The sequence below is a fragment of the Alicyclobacillus hesperidum subsp. aegles genome (assembly GCF_027923525.1).
GTDB classification, from domain to species: domain Bacteria; phylum Bacillota; class Bacilli; order Alicyclobacillales; family Alicyclobacillaceae; genus Alicyclobacillus; species Alicyclobacillus aegles.
Genome location: NZ_BSBJ01000009.1, coordinates 175,339 through 194,409 on the forward strand (window position 1 = coordinate 175,339; position 19,071 = coordinate 194,409).

A 19,071-nucleotide genomic window follows, 5' to 3' on the forward strand; every position below is an offset into this window, starting at 1 on the left:
GTTGAGACTGGTTGAGTAACAGGAAGGTGCGGCGCTATGGTGCCGCACCATGCTCGGAATGCTAGGTAAGCGCATTCCGCTTATCGCATGGTGCGATGCGACAATCCAGGTGTTCTAGAAACCCTTCAAAAGAGAGAAGTTGCTTCATCGACAGAGAAGGAGTATGGAGACATGAAGATCAGAATTAGTAACACCCTGATTTACTTTTTCGGGGCTCTTGGTGGATTGCTTTTTGGTTACGATACGGGTGTCATTTCGGGCGCCATCTTGTTCATTCGCCAGACGCTTCATCTAAGCTCGTTTGATCAAGGTTTTGTTGTGAGCGCTATCCTGATTGGCGCAATCATTGGTTCAGCTATCAGTGGTCCACTGACGGATAAGATGGGGCGCAAAAAGGTAGTCCTGATTGCCGCCTTGATTTTCTGTATCGGCGCGATTGGGTCAGCCTTGTCGCCGAGCACAGGCGTTTTAATATTGTTCCGCATTGTGCTGGGTCTTGCCGTGGGCACGGCGTCGACCATGGTTCCGATGTACCTTGCCGAGATGGCGCCAACTGAAATTCGCGGCGCACTCTCCAGTTTGAACCAGTTAATGATTGTCATTGGCATTTTGCTTGCGTATATCATTAACTACGTGTTTGCACCGAGCGGACAGTGGCGCTGGATGTTGGGATTGGCGTTTGTACCGGGAGCCATTCTTTTTATTGGTATGCTGTTCCTGCCCGAGAGTCCGCGCTGGCTTTTGAAGCGTGGGCGTGAAGAGCAAGCTCGCGAGATTTTGAATCACTTGCGCAAAGGACGCGGAGTCGAAGAAGAGTTGAGCGACATTCGGCGTGCGAATGAACTTGAAACTGGCGGTTGGTCACAGTTGAAGGAAAAGTGGGTGCGCCCGGCGCTCTGGACGGGTATCGGGCTTGCTGTCTTTCAACAGTTCATTGGGTGCAACACCGTCATCTATTATGCACCTACGACGTTCACGGACGTCGGACTCGGATCTTCGGCCGCCATCCTCGGTACTGTCGGTATCGGTAGCGTCCAGGTGATTATGACCGTGATCGCAGTCCGTTTGATCGATCGCGTTGGGCGCAAGCCTTTGTTGGTAAGCGGTAGCATCGGAATGGCTTTGTCGCTGTTGTTACTCGGTTTCATTCACATGGCATTTGGCAATTCGGCGGCCGCTGGCTGGACAACCTTGATTTTCTTAGCGATTTATATCTTCTTCTTCTCCATCAGTTGGGGGCCTGTCGTTTGGGTCATGCTTTCGGAAATCTTCCCGCTAGGCATTCGCGGTGCGGGCATGGCAGTCGGTGCGGTCGCCAACTGGGCGTCGAACTTGGTCGTTTCGTTGACGTTCCCGCCATTGCTGAAGGCTGTGGGTATTAGTTGGGCCTTCATCATCTATGGCATCTTTGGCGTTCTGTCGATCATTTTCGTGATTGCGAATGTGAAAGAGACGAAGGGACGCAGTCTCGAACAAATTGAGTTTGATTTGCGAAGCAGGATATCGTGACATCGGCTGCGTAATCATTGTATAGCAGCCTCACCGCGACTTTGATGCCGCATTTTTAGGGATCATAGGGATGGGACTGGCTCGCGTTCGCGGGCTGGTCCTGTCGCATTTTTCTGGGGCAATGGTACATTCCTTTACAGCCTAGCAAGAAAGGATTGAATGATGATGTCAGTCAAAGAGGCGACGTATGCAGGGGAATCTGCAATACTCTTGCAAAATGGAGACTACGAGGCAATTTTACTGCCCAAACGCGGCGGCAATCTCGTTGCGTTTCGAGATGTGAAGCGTGGATATCGCTTTTTGCGCGAACCAGAGCAGGAGATGGACCAATTTGAAAAGTCGCCCATCCGCTTTGGCATTCCCGTCCTCTTTCCACCGAATCGTTATCGGGACGGCGTATTTACAGTTGCCGGCAGAACGTATCATTTGCCGGTGAACGAGGAGTCGACGCACAATCACCTACATGGCTTCTTTTCTCGCCTCGCATGGCCCGTTGTCGCAAGTGGTGACAATGCCGAAGGCGCGTTTGTCGAGATTCGCCACGACGTCGACGAGAATCATCCCGTTTATGAACACTGGCCGCACCGCTTTTCCATTTCGATTCGCTATACGTTAACCACATCATCTCTGGTGCAAACCGTACACATCGAGAACACGGGAGACACGCCAATGCCGTGTATGCTGGGCTTTCACACGGCCGTGCTGGTTCCGTTTGCGCCAAGCAGTAGCGCGGCGGATTGTACATTTACTTTGACCATCGGCGAGCGGTGGCAACTCGACGAGCGCAAACTTCCTACAGGCCGTTTCCAACCCCTAAACGCCGGTGAGCAAAATATGAAATCTGGCGGTGTCAGCCCGTTCTTTGAGGCCATGGACAATCATTACTCGGCGGCGCCTGTCGATGGTCACAACCAGATGGTCTTGACGGACAGTAAGGCGGGGGTGCGGTTTATTTACGATGTCGATCTCGGATACCGTCACTGGATGGTGTGGAACAACAATGCAGGTGGTACCTTCTTTTGCCCTGAGCCACAAATCAACATGGTCAATGCGCCAAACGTCGAGCTGCCAGCCGATGTTACAGGGCTCGTGATTTTGCAACCAGGGGAGTCGTGGACGGGTACGAGTCGGATGTACGCGGAATCGCTCTAAACAAAAAGGGCAACGGGAAGGGGCGAAAGAACATGCCTTTGCGTGCACGAAGCGATGTGCCGGAGCAAGAAACTTGGGATTTGCGCCCGCTGTTCCTGAGCGTGGAGGACTGGGAAACTGCGGTTGAGCGCATTCCCGCGCTTGCGGAAGAACTGATAAAACAATCCGATTCTCAAGAGTGGCGCACTCCAAAGGATCTCGTCAGGTGCTTGCAATTGCACGACGAGTTGCGCAGGTTGTGCATCAATACGGACCGCTACGCCATGTCTCGGTTTGCCGAAGACGCGACGAGCAATGAAGCGCAAACGCTCATGGGTAAAGCCCAGTTGGCATTGCAACGATGTGGAGAAGCTTCGGAACATCTGCGGGCGGCGATTCGCCGCTTGCCGACGAACACGCTTGCTGCCTGGCGCCAGGATGCCGAAATTGTCGTGTATGCCACATATTTAGAACGCGTGGAGCAAGAGCGTGCGCACACATTGCACGACGAGGCAGAACGTGCACTGGCTGCCTTGGCAGGAAATATCGGTGTTCCAAGTGGCGTGTACGAGGCAGCAACAGGCGCCGACATGCGTTTTCGCAATGCTCACGACGGTTCAGGCAATGAAGTTGCAGTTACGCCGTTTGCTCTATTGATGAACATTGAGACATCAGCAGATACGAAGTTTCGCCATGATGCCTATCAAAGCGTGATCGACGGCCTGCGGCCGTATCAACATACGCTGGCTCGCGCACTTGCCGGTAAAATCCAGGGCGACGTCGCGGCCGCGCGTTTGCGCAACTACGATAGTGTCTTTCACATGCTGCAGATGGCCGATATGGGAGGAACGATTTCGGCGAACCAGGTCGACCCTGAACATTATTTCATGGTCCAGGACGTGATGTTGAAGGAACTGGCGCCGCATATGCGACGTTACATGCGGTTGCGCAAGCGCGTGCTGAACCTCGATCGGCCGCTTTTATGCGATGCGAAAGCACCGCTTGTGCCCCTCTCCGGTGCGCAGATGTCGTTTGCGCAAGCGAGATCGCTCATTCTCAAGGCAGCCGAGCCCCTTGGTTCGGTCTACACAGACATTCTTGAACGAGCATTTGACGAGCGGTGGATTTACTGGGGACGGAATGCCGGCAATTGGAACGGAGCGTTTTGCGGGGAGAGCTCGGTTCACCCGTACGTGTTTTCGCCATTTGGCGGCGGCATGTACGATGTGTTCGTGCTGGGGCACGAACTTGGGCATGCGGTGCACCTATCATTGGCGTGCGCTTCTGAACTGCCGACCAATCTCGCCTTTTCGTGTCTGTTCATCGAGACACCATCGACATTGATGGAGCACATGATCGCCAACAGGCTTATTGCTACCGCAGCCGATGCCACCAGTCGCGCCCAGGTGCGAATGATGCAGATGTTCACATTTCACCACGATTTTGTCACGCATCAGACTGAGGCGGAGATTTTACGTCGGTTGTACAGCTTGGCTGACAAGGGTCGGCCTTTGTCGACTGAGGTGTTCCGGCAAACCTCGCGGCAGGTACTGTCCGAATTTTGGGGAGACGAGATCGAACTCGACGAAGGCGCAGATTTATATTGGATGCGCCAACCGCATTACTATATGGGACTCTATCCGTACACCTATGCGGTCGGCTTAACCGCATCGACGATTCTGGCCGAGCGCTTCGCAGCAGGAGAGACAGCGCTGATCGAGGATTGGATCCGGGTTCTGTCTGAGGGAGCAGGTAAATCGCCGCTCGCACTGTTCCGCGCAGTCGGGCTCGACATGGACACGCCCGAACCTTACCGCCGAGCGATCCGCCACGTGGGCGCGATCATCGATGAACTGGAGACAGTCTTTACAACCGGCTAAGCCGTACAGATCAGCAGCTTGTGTATAGCTGGATGCCTCAAGCTCCATACTGGAACCATCTGGATTTGTATGGAAGTGCATTGGGGGCGACAGCGTTGTACGTCTTTGAATGGACTCCAGGCATGGACGTCGAATCATTGTGTGAAAAGCTCGCAACTTGTGTCGGTACCGTCCGCTGGTGGAGCGGCGAGATGGTTTACATCGGATGTGAATGCCCGCCGGATCGAAAAAGACGCGTCGCATCTATCTTGGCGGGGGCGCTGGTGCGCGATTGGCTCTATCGCCAACTTGTTGTTCACGTGCAGCAACGCGAACCTGCGCTCATGAGCGACGAGATAGAGTACGGTGTGCTTAGCCAGTTGCACGATTTGCGGGCGACCAAGGCGCGTTTTGCAGGGGACGATCTGGACGCTTGGGAGGCCAAACTGGCCGCTGATTTGAGCGCTTGGATGGAGCAGGAGGATCGGTTGTCTTTGCCCGCATTTGCCCGCTTTCGCATGCGACCGCTACTGACAGCCTTAACGGCCGAAGTCGAGCGGCGTATGCATCAAATGCGGCTTGAGGATGAGTACGAAGAATCCCTTCGGATGTTGCGCTATATGCTCAACGAGCAACCCGTTGTGAAGCGCGAGTTACACGTGTTTTGTGCTCCCGAACGAATCTGGATGACCGATGCGGAAGGCGAATTAATTCGCGACGAGGAAGTGTTGGCGGCCGCACTGGCGGGTGAAACGGATGTCGACAGCGAGGATTTGGCGATGAGCATTTTAATTACCCGTTCACCGTGCCGCATTATTTTGCACGATCTCGATCCCGACGCACCGTGGCCTCGCTTTTCCGAGACGATCCGCCGCGTGTTCCGTGAGCGCGTGATGCCATGTCGGGGGTGTACCACTTGTTGGTCACACCAAGGGCATCAGATTCGCGGTGACGAGCTGTTGGATTTACCTTGGAGTGATGGGGCAGTCGACGGGCAGGGCCTTGACATCTAGCCGCTTCGTGTCGTACTGTCCATTATAGAACAAAGGGTCGCAAGTGACCCTTTGCCATGAAGAACATGCGATGCGGAAAGACGCGCTTTGACGCAGGAACCCATGTACAGAGAGAGGATATCCAGGCTGCAAATGTCCTCCATGGTTGCGCAAAGACACCACTTTCCAAGCAGTTCACGGGTCGCAACGTGAACCGTTCAGCCGCGTTATGGCTTTGAGCCTCTGTTCTACAAGCCGAGCAGAGGGAAGTTGGGTGGAAACACGAGACTGACGTCGTCGTCCCATAGGGGTGACGGCGTTTTTTGTCGTTTCCCCATTGCATACCAGAAGGGAGAACGAATCGTCGTGGCACAGGACATTGTCGTTCGGTTGAAAGATGGTTCGGAAAGGGCCATGCCCGTTGGCAGCACGTACGCAGATCTAGCTGCTGCCATCAGCCCGCGCCTGGCCAAGGAGGCAGTGGCGGCGAAGGCGGATGGGCAAGTTGTCGATCTCGCTCGCGAGATCGCCGATGGCGCACAAGTGGAACTGTTGACGCTCAAAGATCCCGAGGGCGTCGACGTCATGCGGCACACCTGTGCGCACGTTATGGCGCAGGCGGTTGCCCGCTTGTTTCCAGGCACCAAGTTTGCCATAGGTCCCGTGATCGAAAACGGCTTTTATTACGACTTTGCCGATCACGACTTTACGCCGGAAGACCTGCCGCTCATTGCGGAAGAGATGCAGAAGATTATCGATGCGGACTATCCGGTCGTCCGCGAGGTCATTTCCCGGGAAGATGCCTTGCAGATGTTCGAGGCGCGAGAAGACCGGTTTAAGGTCGAGATTATTCGTGACTTACCTGAGGAAACGACGTTAACCATCTATCGCCAGGCCGAGTTTGTCGATCTTTGCCGTGGCCCGCATTTGCCGTCAACCGGCCGGATTAAGGTATTTCAGTTGGGCAACCTGGCAGGCGCATACTGGCGGGGGGATTCGGATCGCGAAATGCTCACGCGGCTGTATGCCGTGGCGTTTGCGAAGAAGTCGGATCTCGATGAGTATAATCGGCTTCAACAAGAGGCGCGCGAGCGCGATCATCGCCGTCTAGGCAAGGAACTCGACATCTTCATGCTGTCGCCAGAGGTCGGACAGGGGTTGCCGCTTTGGTTGCCTAACGGCGCGAAGATTCGGCGCACGATTGAGCGCTACATTGTCGATCTCGAAGAGTCGCTCGGGTATCAGCACGTCTACACGCCGCACTTGGCAAGCGTGGAACTGTACAAGATTTCCGGTCACTGGGAACATTATCATGAAGACATGTATCCACCTATGGAGATGGATAACGAAGAACTCGTGTTGCGGCCGATGAACTGCCCACATCACATGATGGTGTATAAAAACCATCTGCATAGCTACCGTGAGCTACCGATTCGCATAGCGGAGCTCGGTACCATGCACCGATACGAAATGTCAGGCGCACTGGCCGGATTGCAACGCGTGCGTGCGATGACCCTAAACGACGCGCATATTTTCTGCCGACCCGATCAAATTCAGAGTGAGTTCGTCCGCGTTGTCAGGTTGATCGAGCGAGTGTACAAGGATTTTGGCATCCGCGATTACTATCATCGGTTGAGTTATCGCGATCCCGCCAATACCGAAAAATATGTGCAGAACGACGAGATGTGGGAATTAGCGCAGGGCATGTTGCGGCAGGCGATGGAGGAGTTGGGGCTTGAATTTGTAGAAGCGCCCGGCGAAGCCGCATTCTATGGTCCAAAGTTGGATGTGCAGGTGCGCACCGCGTTGGGTAAAGACGAGACGCTGTCCACGGTTCAGCTCGACTTTCATCTGCCCAATCGATTTAACTTGGAGTATGTCGGCGAGGACGGTGAACGCCATCGCCCGGTCGTCATTCACCGCGGGGTTGTCGGCACGATGGAGCGCTTTACGGCGTTCTTGATTGAGCAGTATAAGGGTGCTTTCCCGGCTTGGCTGGCTCCAACGCAAGCTGTTGTAGCATCTGTGGCAGATGACTTTGCCGCATATGCTGAAGAGGTGGCGGACAAATTGCGCCAGATGGGCTTGCGTGTGGAAGCCGACGTTCGTCCTGACAAGATTGGCTACAAGATCCGTCAGGCCCAAATCCACAAGATCCCATACACGCTTGTCGTCGGTCAACGCGAACTACAAGAAGGCACTGTTTCCGTGCGCAAGTATCAGGCTGGGGATCAGGGGCAGATGGCCGTTGACGCGTTTGCAGCGCGGCTACGTGCAGAAATTGATGCCAAGGAATTGTTGGTGGAGCCGTAACAGCCTTGACGTTGTAGAGTCCTTTGGTTAAAATACACATGTTATAGTACGAAATTGAGTAAGCAGAAGCCTGCCGCTTCTCACCTGATCGGCATATGCTGACGGGTTCCTAGACAATGCGAGTCTTATCGATTGCACGTGAGTCGATGACTGGGCGCGTTTTACGCGGTCATCTAGGGAGCGCAGGCATATGTGTGCCTGCGCTTTTGTGTTGCGGTCCGGGTCGGATTTCATGGAGGTGACACCAGATTAGCAAAGAAGGGTATCAGGTAAACGAAGGTATTCGCGCTCGCGAAGTGCGCGTCGTTGACGCCGAAAACCAGCAGCTTGGCATTATGCCTTTGCGCGATGCGCTGCGACTGGCTGAAGAGCGCAATTTGGATCTTGTCAACGTCGCGCCCAACGCGAAACCACCTGTTTGCCGCATTATGGACTACGGCAAGTTCAAGTACGAGCAGAGCAAGAAGGAAAAGGAATCTCGTAAGAATCAAAAAGTTGTTCTGCTCAAAGAAGTCCGGATGACGCCCAATATTGACGAACACGACTTGAACGTCAAGCTCAAGAACGTCATCAAGTTTTTGAAAGAAGGTTCGAAGGTCAAGGTTTCTGTTCGGTTTCGCGGACGGGAAATCACGCACCAAAACCTCGGTCAGGAATTGTTGTTGCGGTTGGCTAAATCAGCAGAGGAACAAGCGATTGTCGAACGCATGCCGAAGCTGGAAGGCCGTCATATGGTCATGATTCTCGCGCCGCGACAGCCGAGTGCTTGACCTTTGCACAACCATCTACGAGAATGATCCGCCGGGATGCTGGCTAATCAATATTGGAGGACAGAAACGATATGGCGAAGATGAAGATGAAGTCGCACAGCGGTCTCAAAAAGCGCGTCAAGCGGACGGCGTCTGGCAAGCTGAAGCGCCCGCATGCGTTCGCGTACCACAAGGCTGAACATAAGTCGCCGAGCCGCAAGCGCCGCCTGCGGGGGACGACTTTGGTTTCGCCGAGCGACGTCAAGCGCATTAAACAGTTGGTCGCTTATAAATAATTGCTGGAGCATTGAACGTACCAGCGCCCGGCTCGTACGAGCGGGCGATCCATCTGAGGAGGATTTGCAACCATGGCACGTGTAAAAAGTGGTAAGGTGACGCGTCGTCGCCATAAGAAGATTTTAAAGCTCGCCCGCGGTTACCGCGGTTCGAAACATACGCTGTTCCGCACGGCGAAACAGCAAGTTATGAAGTCGTTGATGTACGCGTACCGCGACCGTCGGGTTCGCAAACGCGACTTCCGTCGCCTCTGGATTCAGCGCATCAATGCCGCAGCGAGATCGAATGGATTGTCTTACAACAAGTTCATGTATGGTCTGAAGCTTGCCGGCATCGAGGTGAACCGCAAGATGCTCGCTGATCTCGCTGTGACGGACGGCGCGGCATTCACGCAACTGGTCAACGTAGCACGCGAAAAGCTGAACGCCTGATGGCAGAGTCCCGGTCGCTGGCGACCGGGTCTTTTTCTCATGAGCGACCCGGACGGGAGGCGGTGGCGGCGTGTATATCGAATCGGTACATAATGAGCGTGTCCGACTGTGGAGTCAGTTGAAAACGAAGAAGGGCCGTGTAAAACACGGGCGGTTTCTCGCCGAAGGAAAGCGATTGGTTGCCGAACTGCTCGATAGTTCGTACGAAGTGGATGCCTTACTGTGGGATACCGGATCGGACGAACTTCCTTTGGCGTTGAGGGAGCATCCAAAAGCGCAAAATAAGTGGTTTGAGCTGTCTCCCAATGCGTTTGCTGCGGTTGCCGACACGACGACGCCGCAAGGAGTGATTGCCGTCGCTCATATTCCGCAGCCAACGCCGACCATCGGGGCTCGTTGCGTGCTGTTGGACGGCATCCAGGATCCGGGCAACGTTGGGACGCTGTTGCGGACTGCAGAAGCATTTGGATACACGGCTGTTTGTTGCGGCAGTCAAACGGTAGATCCATTCGCGCCCAAGGTGGTTCGCGCCTCGATGGGGGGCATGTTTCGACTTGCTTTGTACATAGAAGACAGCGTCAGCTTCATCGAACGCTGGCGCCGTTTGCACCCGGTAGGTCGCGTGGCCGTCGCGGCGGCTGAGGGATCGGACCCATGCTACGAGGCAAATCTGTGCGGAGACCGACTGGTGGTGATCGGCAGTGAGGCACAGGGAGTCAGCGCCACGGTTCGCGATCTCGCGGATATGACGATTGCCATCCCGATGGCTGGAGGTGCAGAAAGTTTGAACGCCGCCGTTGCAGGTAGCGTCCTTTTGTACGAGTCGTTTCGGCAAAGCCTCGACGGCAATCGCTTGTAGAAAGGAGCGTTTTGGCTTGCTGCACGTGTGGTCAGACATGTGGGCCGCGCCGCTCGTGGCGATGATTGTCGCCCAGTTGTTGAAGCCTGTGTTTGTGATGATCCAGATGCGGACTTGGGATTGGCGACAGGTGCGAAATTCCGGTGGCATGCCGAGCTCCCATACAGCCGCCGTGATCGCGCTCGCTGCTGAACTTTGGATGCATTCGGGGGGATCTGATCCCGTTTTGGGCATTGGCTTCTTTGTCGCTGCCGTCGTGATGTACGATGCGGCCGGCGTGCGTTGGCAAACAGGGCGGCAAGCAGCCGTGCTCAATCGCCTATTGCGCGATCTTCGCGGTCAACACCTGCTCGAACACAGTGGTGAAGACGGAGAACAGCGGCCACGCGATGTGGTGCCCAAGCCAAGCCCTGGCGAGCCGGTGGCCGGCATCCGACCTTTGTCTGTGGTGAGGATGCCTTGGTGGTTAATCGATTGGCCCGTGCTAAACGAACAGGTAGGTCATAAGCCAATTGAGATCCTAGGCGGCATCGTGGTCGGCGTGATCGTCGCGATCGCGTTGCATGGATAAGAGAAGCATTGTCGATGGCGTAACAGGTGTGTCGAAACGGTGGACTTTTTCTAATCCCATCTGCATATAGATTGGCTGAAACCGCCATGACAGGAGGGGATTTGTCCACCGTGGAAAAAACGCCGTCACAATGGCGCGTCTATCGATCTTATCACAGTCCGTTTGACCCATGTTCACCCCGTACAAGATACTTCAATGTTCCTCCTAATGTGTTACAGCCTTTTCAAACCAGTGCTCGCAAACAGTTTGCTCCACACGAGGCGCTTCGCAAGGGAACGTTGTGGCCCGAATACTACAGCCCGTATCCACCAGAGACGCGGGGAGGCGAAGCAGAATGAGCGAGACACCGCCGCAAATGCCAAAGGCCTATTACCAATACCTTCACGAATTGCAGTCTATTGATTTTGTCCTCTGTGAGTTGACGTTGTATCTCGATACACACCCAGAAGACGAGCAAGCACTTGCGCAATTCATTCAGTTCCAGAAGCGGAAGCACAATTTGATGACGCAGTTTGAAGCTGCATTCGGACCCTTGTATGAGTTTGGCGTCAGCCCCATTAGCGGCGGCAAATGGACGTGGTCGCAGACTCCTTGGCCATGGCAGGTCTAAGCAAAACTCGGTTTACACCGGCCACAACCATAGGGGGTGAAGGCTATCTGGATTTATGAAAAAAAGCTTCAGTATCCCGTTCGTGTGAGTAAGTGTGATCCGAAGCTCGCCAAAATGCTGATTGAGCAATACGGTGGCGCGGACGGTGAATTGTCCGCGGCCCTACGGTATCTGAATCAGCGCTACTCGATTCCGGATAAGGTCATCGGGCTGCTAACGGACATCGGGACAGAGGAATTTGCTCATCTCGAAATGATTGCAACGATGGTCTATAAGTTGACCAAAGATGCAACACCAGAGCAATTGCGGGCAGCGGGTTTGGCTGATCACTATGTCAATCATGGCCACGCACTGTTTTACCATGATGCCGCAGGAAATCCGTGGACGGCGACTTACATCCAAGCCAAGGGCGATCCTATTGCCGATCTGTATGAGGATATCGCTGCTGAAGAAAAGGCGCGCGCCACATATCAATGGATTATCGATAACACGGACGATCCGGATATTGTGGACAGTTTACGGTTTTTACGGGAACGAGAGGTGGTGCACTCACTCAGATTTCGCGAAGCGGTCGAAATTTTGAAGGAGTACAACAGCACGAAGAAGATGTTTTGAGCGAATGGGCCGCCCCAGAGTTTGCGCGAAGTAGGGGCGGCTGGTGGCGGCCAAGAGGAAACTTGGTACACGGTATCGGAGAGGACTTGATGATACTTATTCCATGCGATATGGATAACCATACCAGTAAATGAATACAGCCGCCCGAGGAAACGTAGAGTTACAGCCAGTATACTGTGGTAAAAAGAAATGACACGCATATGAGGTAAAAGACGAGCCTGTATTCTGCCGACTTGACTTCCTGTTTCAAATTCCCACTACCCATAAATGGGTTCTTCGAATGTTCCTTGTATCTGGAACGCCTTTTGGTAGAGCGTTTTGCAGGTTCATAAGTCCTCGTGGGGCACAGGATTTCAGGACACGAAAAAGGGATTTACTCCAACTTCGAGAAGATTTCAAGCGACCTAACATATAAATTTCCCCAAAGATAAGTCCACTTGTATCTTATCTAAAATTCACTGTATGAAGAGTGGCTAGAAATCAAATCCAGTGAATGACTTGAACTGTTCTTTTCTACTCCGGATCTTCAGCCATATCCCGCAAAGTTACGGGGTTCATCATCCCAGGGTGCAAAGCCTATCAGCCGTGAAGGGGATTTTGCGACAAGCGTTTGTGTAACTAGGTTGGAATCTCTTCAAGCGGAGCGGCGAGCAATGCTGATTAGCGAGCTGCGGTTCTGATACCAAATGCGGATTTCGTTTAGATGAATCCACACCGTCAATTGCTACACTCCGACAATTATTCAAGGATGTAGTTGATAAAGATCTCGCCAAGGTACTTTTCATTGAACTGGTCAGCCAGTGCGAAATTCTAAAATCGATGGAAGTAATCCCTCCAATTTACAAGGCGGCAGTTGGTGTCTATCAAAACGAAGCAACCGAATTTACGTAGCCAAGCAACGGGTAACGCCAACTAGGGTGCCAAGTACGACACGTTTGGGAACAAGCTTACGTGGTTTGAGTGCAGAGGATGCCAAAAGCGAACTTCTGATTGCTTTTGACGTAACATCTGCCAACGTATACGACGGCGAAATGCTTATGCCGCTCATGAAGGAAATCCACAAGCGTAACTGGCGATTCCATTCGTTATGATGGACGCCGTTATCACAAGGTGAAAAAGTATGGATCCGCTCGTCAGTACGGTGCACAGGCTATCATCGCATTGAATAAACGAGGCAAAAAGGAATCTCCCGTGGCCTCGCATTCGACGGAACGCCCCATTGCTCGATGGGATACGGCATGGTGTATTGGGGTGCTGACGGCGAATGGCTGAAGTTCCGTTCCCCGCATGCCGTAGACAAAGTAGACTGTCTGCTCCGGATGGAAGCTTGTCCTAATTCCAACCACGGCATGGCGATAGGAAGAGCATCGACGAAGGCGTCCGTCGTAACTCGAATCCTCACCGAAACACACGGATTGAAAACAACAGTATCACGAGCGAGCATCCGTTGAACGTTGCAATCCGCGGCTGAGAAAGAACGTCTCACGGTGAACGACGCGTAGAAGGTCACGACCCACGTATAAATCAACGCCGTTGTTCTACTGGCGGCCGCTTTGGCAGTCAGTACGGCCAAGCGACAGACGAGGAGCGCCTAAGCCATCCAGCAGTTTGCTTGCAATGGCATTACACGCATCGTGGCGATTATGTCCTGCTCTCACAAATTGTAATACCAATCTGCCGGTGCGGTATCAGATCGTTTTTTGATTTGATCGAATCGTCCATTCTGCAAAAGGCTCAGAAAAAAGTTAACGTGTTTTTCCTATTAAGGGTGTCCATGGTGGTTACTACATCAACGATGATCAGTCGTACTTTTTGGAACAAGATTGCAACGCTTTGTTCTTATGTTGTAGAAGCCAGTTTCTGTAACATCGCTCGTACAATCTCCTGGGACGAGAAAACAGGGGGTTGTAGCGAATGCGCATCAGTGGTATGTTGAAAATGAAAAATTCAAATATTCAGCGGGAGCTCGGCAAACCGGGCTGAGAGGGCGACTGTGGTTGCCGACCGTCAACCTGATCTGGATAATGCCAGCGTAGGGAGTTTATCTGACATCCAGGTATATCTATGTCATGTAGGTATATCTATGTTTAGGTGTAGACCGCCGCGAGTATATCCGGCGGTCTTTTTAAGTTGGCAGAACTTGTAGGCCCGTTCTGATTGAAGGAGGCAAACGTCATGTCTAATGATATTAAATTTTTTCCAGGCAGCAGAAAGGTGTATGTTAATGGATCACGACCTGATATACGTGTTCCTATGCGGGAAATCGTGCTGTCTCCTACTTCCGGACGATTTGGCGACCAAATCAACGAACCGATACGTGTCTACGATACGAGTGGGTTATACACTGATTCGGATGTGGTTACGGACATTCGTGCGGGGTTGCCAGCTATTCGACTTCCATGGATTATGGAACGTGAGGATGTGGAGGAATACGAAGGGCGCAAAGTATTACCAATCGATGATGGATTGAAGGATTCAACTAAACAAGCCACTCGTGAGGTGTTTACTGGTTTGACACGCAAACCGCTTCGCGCCAAGCCGGGCCGCAATGTGACCCAAATGCATTATGCTAGACAGGGAATTATCACACCTGAAATGGAGTTCGTTGCAATCCGGGAAGGGGTGGATCCTGATTTTGTACGCCTAGAAGTGGCTGAAGGTCGGGCCATCATTCCTTCGAATATTAATCATCCTGAATTAGAGCCTATGATTATTGGCCGTAACTTTCATGTGAAGATCAATGCTAACATTGGTAATTCAGCAGTTGCGTCATCCATTGAAGAAGAGGTAGACAAGATGAAATGGGCGACCCTTTGGGGTGCCGATACAGTCATGGATTTATCAACAGGTAAAAATATACATACAACTCGTGAGTGGATTATACGCAATTCCCCAGTCCCAATTGGAACGGTACCCATTTACCAGGCGTTAGAGAAGGTTGGGGGTGAAGCTGAGGCTTTAACATGGGAAATTTATCGTGATACCTTAATTGAACAGGCGGAGCAAGGAGTGGACTATTTTACCATTCATGCAGGCGTGCTACTGCGTTACATTCCGCTCACTGCGAAGCGCGTTACAGGAATTGTATCCCGTGGTGGTTCCATCATGGCTGCATGGTGCTTAGCACATCATCAGGAAAACTTTCTTTATACACACTTCGAAGAGATCTGTGAAATTATGAAGGCCTATGATGTGGCATTTTCGTTAGGGGACGGGCTTCGTCCGGGATCTATCGCAGATGCAAACGACCAGGCACAGTTTGCCGAGCTTGAGACGTTGGGTGAGCTCACTAAAATTGCTTGGGAGCATGATGTGCAGGTCATGATTGAAGGGCCTGGGCACGTTCCCATGAATAAAATCAAGGAAAATATGGATAGACAGTTAGAAGTTTGTAACGGAGCTCCATTCTACACCCTAGGTCCCCTTACTACGGATATAGCACCAGGATATGATCACATCACTTCTGCAATTGGGGCAGCAATGATTGGCTGGTTTGGGACAGCAATGCTTTGTTATGTAACTCCGAAGGAGCATCTTGGGTTGCCAAATAAAGATGATGTGAAGGAGGGTGTCATCGCTTACAAAATTGCAGCCCATGCCGCCGACTTGGCAAAGGGGTATCCAAATGCACAGCAGCGCGACGACGCTTTGTCAAAAGCAAGATTTGAATTTCGCTGGAAGGACCAGTTTAATCTTTCTTTAGATCCTCAGCGTGCAATCAAGTTTCACGATGAGACACTTCCTGCTGAGCCTGCAAAGACAGCACATTTTTGTTCCATGTGCGGACCAAAATTCTGTAGTATGCGAATCACACAAGATATCCGGGAGTACGCCAACGAAAAAGGACTTACTATTGAAGCGGCTATCACCACAGGAATGGACGAAAAATCGCAAGAGTTTCGGCGAGCAGGTAGCCAGATCTATCAAGGATAGTTTACATTCATGAAGTGCTTGCTAGATAAGCCTCCTTGTTCCGTCTAGTTAAGTCAACTGCAGATGACTATCAGCCCCCGATGCTCGAATAAAGCGTGTCAAGCATCGGGACCTTTTTCATGTATGGAATGTTGCGTTGCGAGAAGAGCGAGATTTGACGTTAATTCGTTTCATTGCTATGAAAGTGGTGTACAGTTAATCGGCAAGACGGTTTGTACTGACGATGTAGGCCACTATTGGTTATTCTTTGCTAGTATGTCCGGCAAATAGTCAAATTCAGGTCTCGCTGGCCAACTGTTCATTACGACAGTGCGCTCCCTCACGGCCGGGAAACAGCAGCGAAACTCGGAATTTACATGGAGGCTTGGCGTATGCGTCTCAGCAAGGTGCCTTGCGCTTATTGTTCAGGTTGTGAATCCTCAAAAATAAGGCCTGCCGATTCCAAGTGCCGATCTTTGAAGTTTCAAATTCCTTGAGGACGCGTGTAGAGGTAAAGATCGTTCGTCTTTACTGAGGAGCTTCCGTGACTAATCGGTAGCCAACGCCTGGTTCGGTGACGATTCGCCACGGGCGAGTGGCATCATCTTCAATCTTTTTGCGCAAGTGCCCAATATACACACGTAGATAGTGCGCGGCATTGTCTGGATCGATATCTCCCCAAACCTGGCGCAGCAATTGGCGCTGAGTGACCACCTTGCCCGCATGCTGAGCGAGCACCTTGAGTAGATCGTATTCAATTGGCGTAAGCCGCACTGGAGCGCCGTAAAGTTCCACACGACGCTCGGCAAGATTGATCGTGAGTCCGCCCGCGTCAATTACAGGTTCTATATCTCCTTTGGCTGCATGCCGTAAGGCCACGCGGATGCGAGCTAATAGTTCACCCATACCAAACGGCTTGACGACATAGTCGTCCGCCCCAGCGTCTAACGCAGCAATTTTGTCTTGCTCTGCATCACGTACGGTGAGCATGATAACAGGAATGCGAGACCATTCGCGCAAGCGAAGCAACACGTCAATACCCTCCAGGTCCGGCAGGCCCCAATCGATCACCGCCAAATCTGGTCGCTTCGTGCTTGCTTCGATGAGTGCTTGTTCTCCCGTTTCTGCCTCTAGCACTTGGTAACCGTGTCCCTTTAAAGCGAGATGCATGAGTCTTAAAATAGCATGTTCATCGTCTACCACGAGAATCTTCGCACCTTGACTCAACGTCTCTGTCCTCCTCTTTCAGGGCGTCCCGCGCCGCCAATCGGATAATGAATGCCGTCCCTTGGTTCAATCGTTGGATTGTAATCGTACCCCCATGTGCCTCGACCATGGCTTTTACGATGGCAAGGCCAAGACCCGTTCCTGGAACACGATCTGTCTTTCGACTCCGATAAAACTTGTCGAATATGCGCTCAATTTCATCTTCATCGATCCCCACGCCATAGTCACGCACTGAAATCACCGCGTCCCCCTCTTCTGTGGAGATGGAGATCTCAATCGGTGAGCCTTTCGGCGAATACTTAGCTGCATTGGAAATCAGGTTGACGAGGGCCTGTTGGAAAAACATTTCGTCTACCTGGACAACTGGAGCATGTTCTGGGGCATTTACATGAACCGGATGATGTTGGGTCAGTTCAGTAACCTCGCGAAGCGCGCTTTGCACTGCATCCGCCAAATCAGTCGGCCGCTTAGCAAGCGTCATCATCCCACTTTCGATACGTGCCATACCAATCAAATTTGTCACCAGTCGATTCATGCGTAGAGCTCCGTCGCGGATGGTGCGCGTGAGTTCCGTTCGATCTGTATCGTCAAGGACCGCTGCTTCGTCGGCCAACGCGTCGGCGGCACCAAGCATGGTCGTAAGGGGCGTGCGCAATTCATGCGAAATCGAATTCATGAGCGCTGTGCGCAGTCGCTCTGATTCAGCTGCAATTTCCGCTAACTTTGCACGCTCCTGTGAAGCGATTCGGCTGACCGCGATAGCCGTAAGGTTCGCCGTTGCACGCAGGATGTCGAGCATCTCGCCGTGCGTGGCGAGGCGGAACTGGCCCGGTTCACCTACAATGAGCGCCCCAAACACTTCGCCCTTGTCTCGGACTGGGATATATACGAAGGCCGCTTGTCGGTGTGATTTGGATCCGAAACTCACCAAATTGCCATGCCGAAGGACCCAGTCCAATACATGACGGTCGATCACGGGATCGCCAGCATCTCCGTCCGGTGCGTACAGATGAATGCCATCCAATTTCACCAGTGCCAAGTAAGCGTGTGTTTGAAGAAGATCGCGGATTTGGGCGAGCACAGTCTCAATGACACCGGCTTCGTCGGCCTCCGCAGTTAGCGCTCGGCTCATGTGAAATAAGGTTTGGGCGACACGTGCTCGGTGACTCGCTTCCTGTGCTCGTCGGCGCATGTTCGACGCCAGACCCGCCGTAGTGATGGCCACTACCAAAAATACAGCAAATGACACCAGGAAGCGCAAATCGCCAACTGCATAACTAAAGATGGGCGGTACAAAGAAAAAGTCGAATGACATGAGTCCGAGACACGCAGCGAACACACCTGGCCAAAGTCCGAATATGCCAGATGCAATCAGCACCGGGATTAAGTACAGGATCGCAATGTTCACGCGATCGAACCGGAAGTCTGGGAAAAACATGATTCCTGTCAGAAGACCGTCCATAGCGCAAACCACTAAATAAGCCCACCACCAACGATTGGGGCGCGCTCGAGTAAATGCGGTTGGGCTTCGCGACGCGTCCTGCATCCAAGTCGGCCACGCAAGGCGTAATATTTGCCATTTCGGCGTGAAGCGCACGGTAATCCACTCCGTAAGGCGTCCAGACCCGCCGGCGATTTACGTTTTCTTCGTCTAGCTTAGCGTCAGGTGTTTTCAATGCCAACAATTTTTATGGATTTTTTACACGATCGGCCACCATTCCTCACCCGAAACCTCACACGTCGATGGCTAGACTGTGATGTGTCGTGCAAAGGAGGGGAGCAAGTGCCGGACATCATTTCAATTGCGTTGTTTCTCGCCACGTTTGCCACGCTTTACGGTATTCATCGTTATTTTGATAGGACCTAAAGGGGGATGCACATGTGGTTTTTGCTGGTGTTATCAGTGGCAGTCATGGGCTACTTAGTGTACGGGATGTTTCATCCAGAAAAATTCTGACCGGCCTGATGGGCGGTTACTTCACGGGGTTTGACATAT

Annotated in this window: 17 protein-coding genes and 1 riboswitch; of the genes, 15 read left to right on the forward strand and 2 right to left on the reverse strand. The window is 52.5% G+C overall.

The features are described 5' to 3' along the window. Nucleotides 1-171: 171 nt before the first annotated feature. The 14 genes from QMF38_RS07945 (at nt 172) to thiC (ending at nt 15,869) form a co-directional block, all read left to right on the forward strand. Nucleotides 172-1,509 carry a sugar porter family MFS transporter gene (locus QMF38_RS07945; protein WP_040290625.1) on the forward strand — a complete coding sequence of 446 codons (1,338 nt, stop codon included), beginning with the start codon at nt 172-174 and terminating at the stop codon, nt 1,507-1,509. Nucleotides 1,510-1,668: 159 nt separating this feature from the next. Then, complete coding sequence (locus QMF38_RS07950) at nt 1,669-2,661, forward strand: aldose 1-epimerase (protein WP_006447985.1); 993 nt, start codon at nt 1,669-1,671, stop codon at nt 2,659-2,661. A 32-nt stretch (nt 2,662-2,693) separates the two neighbouring features. Further along, nucleotides 2,694-4,520 carry a M3 family metallopeptidase gene (locus tag QMF38_RS07955; RefSeq protein WP_074691202.1) on the forward strand — a complete coding sequence of 609 codons (1,827 nt, stop codon included), beginning with the start codon at nt 2,694-2,696 and terminating at the stop codon, nt 4,518-4,520. Nucleotides 4,521-4,615: 95 nt separating this feature from the next. Then, the gene (gene ytxC, locus QMF38_RS07960) at nt 4,616-5,512 is read left to right on the forward strand and encodes a sporulation protein YtxC (RefSeq protein WP_052012401.1); all 897 of its coding nucleotides are present in this window, start codon (nt 4,616-4,618) and stop codon (nt 5,510-5,512) included. Nucleotides 5,513-5,857: 345 nt separating this feature from the next. Beyond that, nucleotides 5,858-7,804, forward strand: coding sequence for a threonine--tRNA ligase (thrS, locus tag QMF38_RS07965; protein ID WP_281759124.1), 1,947 nt, complete (start codon nt 5,858-5,860; stop codon nt 7,802-7,804). A 248-nt stretch (nt 7,805-8,052) separates the two neighbouring features. Continuing rightward, nucleotides 8,053-8,574 carry a translation initiation factor IF-3 gene (infC, locus tag QMF38_RS07970; RefSeq protein WP_074691198.1) on the forward strand — a complete coding sequence of 174 codons (522 nt, stop codon included), beginning with the start codon at nt 8,053-8,055 and terminating at the stop codon, nt 8,572-8,574. A gap of 71 nt (nt 8,575-8,645) precedes the next feature. Next, complete coding sequence (gene rpmI / locus QMF38_RS07975; RefSeq protein ID WP_040290622.1) at nt 8,646-8,849, forward strand: 50S ribosomal protein L35; 204 nt, start codon at nt 8,646-8,648, stop codon at nt 8,847-8,849. 72 nt (nt 8,850-8,921) lie between these two features. Continuing rightward, on the forward strand, nt 8,922-9,281 hold the full coding sequence (rplT, locus tag QMF38_RS07980) for a 50S ribosomal protein L20 (protein WP_040290619.1): 360 nt from the start codon (nt 8,922-8,924) through the stop codon (nt 9,279-9,281). A gap of 70 nt (nt 9,282-9,351) precedes the next feature. Then, entirely contained in the window at nt 9,352-10,140 is a 789-nt protein-coding gene (locus QMF38_RS07985; protein WP_281759125.1) for a TrmH family RNA methyltransferase, read from the forward strand. Nucleotides 10,141-10,165: 25 nt separating this feature from the next. Further along, nucleotides 10,166-10,711, forward strand: a complete 546-nt coding sequence (locus QMF38_RS07990) for a divergent PAP2 family protein (RefSeq protein WP_232302126.1) — start codon at nt 10,166-10,168, stop codon at nt 10,709-10,711. An 86-nt stretch (nt 10,712-10,797) separates the two neighbouring features. Further along, nucleotides 10,798-11,049 carry a spore coat associated protein CotJA gene (locus tag QMF38_RS07995; protein WP_074691318.1) on the forward strand — a complete coding sequence of 84 codons (252 nt, stop codon included), beginning with the start codon at nt 10,798-10,800 and terminating at the stop codon, nt 11,047-11,049. Then, nucleotides 11,046-11,321 (forward strand): spore coat protein CotJB, encoded by a 276-nt coding sequence (locus tag QMF38_RS08000; RefSeq protein WP_281759126.1) that lies wholly within the window; start codon nt 11,046-11,048, stop codon nt 11,319-11,321. The genes QMF38_RS07995 and QMF38_RS08000 overlap by 4 nt, the downstream gene beginning before the upstream one ends. A gap of 45 nt (nt 11,322-11,366) precedes the next feature. Then, nucleotides 11,367-11,936: a manganese catalase family protein gene (locus tag QMF38_RS08005; RefSeq protein WP_058093877.1), complete on the forward strand. Its 570-nt coding sequence runs from the start codon at nt 11,367-11,369 to the stop codon at nt 11,934-11,936. A 1,948-nt stretch (nt 11,937-13,884) separates the two neighbouring features. After that, nucleotides 13,885-13,993, forward strand: a riboswitch (TPP riboswitch). Nucleotides 13,994-14,111: 118 nt separating this feature from the next. Further along, nucleotides 14,112-15,869, forward strand: a complete 1,758-nt coding sequence (gene thiC, locus QMF38_RS08010) for a phosphomethylpyrimidine synthase ThiC (protein WP_281759127.1) — start codon at nt 14,112-14,114, stop codon at nt 15,867-15,869. 507 nt (nt 15,870-16,376) lie between these two features. On the opposite strand, the gene QMF38_RS08015 is transcribed toward thiC, so the two are convergent. Then, the gene (locus QMF38_RS08015; protein WP_281759158.1) at nt 16,377-17,018 is read right to left on the reverse strand and encodes a winged helix-turn-helix domain-containing protein; all 642 of its coding nucleotides are present in this window, start codon (nt 17,016-17,018) and stop codon (nt 16,377-16,379) included. A 19-nt stretch (nt 17,019-17,037) separates the two neighbouring features. Beyond that, nucleotides 17,038-18,621: an ATP-binding protein gene (locus tag QMF38_RS08020; RefSeq protein WP_281759159.1), complete on the reverse strand. Its 1,584-nt coding sequence runs from the start codon at nt 18,619-18,621 to the stop codon at nt 17,038-17,040. A 333-nt stretch (nt 18,622-18,954) separates the two neighbouring features. Here QMF38_RS08020 and kdpF point away from each other — a divergent pair, with 333 nt between their 5' ends. Further along, entirely contained in the window at nt 18,955-19,032 is a 78-nt protein-coding gene (gene kdpF, locus QMF38_RS14830; RefSeq protein WP_390854296.1) for a K(+)-transporting ATPase subunit F, read from the forward strand. The last annotated feature ends 39 nt before the right edge of the window (nt 19,033-19,071 follow it).

Excerpts from the sequence above, each read along its gene's own strand:
- QMF38_RS07945 (WP_040290625.1), top strand. The coding sequence starts at position 172 with ATGAAGATCAGAATTAGTAACACCCTGATTTACTTTTTCGGGGCTCTT.
- QMF38_RS07950 (WP_006447985.1), top strand. The coding sequence starts at position 1,669 with ATGATGATGTCAGTCAAAGAGGCGACGTATGCAGGGGAATCTGCAATA.
- QMF38_RS07955 (WP_074691202.1), top strand. The coding sequence starts at position 2,694 with ATGCCTTTGCGTGCACGAAGCGATGTGCCGGAGCAAGAAACTTGGGAT.
- rpmI (WP_040290622.1), top strand. The coding sequence starts at position 8,646 with ATGGCGAAGATGAAGATGAAGTCGCACAGCGGTCTCAAAAAGCGCGTC.
- rplT (WP_040290619.1), top strand. The coding sequence starts at position 8,922 with ATGGCACGTGTAAAAAGTGGTAAGGTGACGCGTCGTCGCCATAAGAAG.
- QMF38_RS07995 (WP_074691318.1), top strand. The coding sequence starts at position 10,798 with ATGACAGGAGGGGATTTGTCCACCGTGGAAAAAACGCCGTCACAATGG.
- QMF38_RS08000 (WP_281759126.1), top strand. The coding sequence starts at position 11,046 with ATGAGCGAGACACCGCCGCAAATGCCAAAGGCCTATTACCAATACCTT.
- thiC (WP_281759127.1), top strand. The coding sequence starts at position 14,112 with ATGTCTAATGATATTAAATTTTTTCCAGGCAGCAGAAAGGTGTATGTT.
- QMF38_RS08015 (WP_281759158.1), bottom strand. The coding sequence starts at position 17,018 with ATGCATCTCGCTTTAAAGGGACACGGTTACCAAGTGCTAGAGGCAGAA.
- QMF38_RS08020 (WP_281759159.1), bottom strand. The coding sequence starts at position 18,621 with ATGCAGGACGCGTCGCGAAGCCCAACCGCATTTACTCGAGCGCGCCCC.
- kdpF (WP_390854296.1), top strand. The coding sequence starts at position 18,955 with ATGTGGTTTTTGCTGGTGTTATCAGTGGCAGTCATGGGCTACTTAGTG.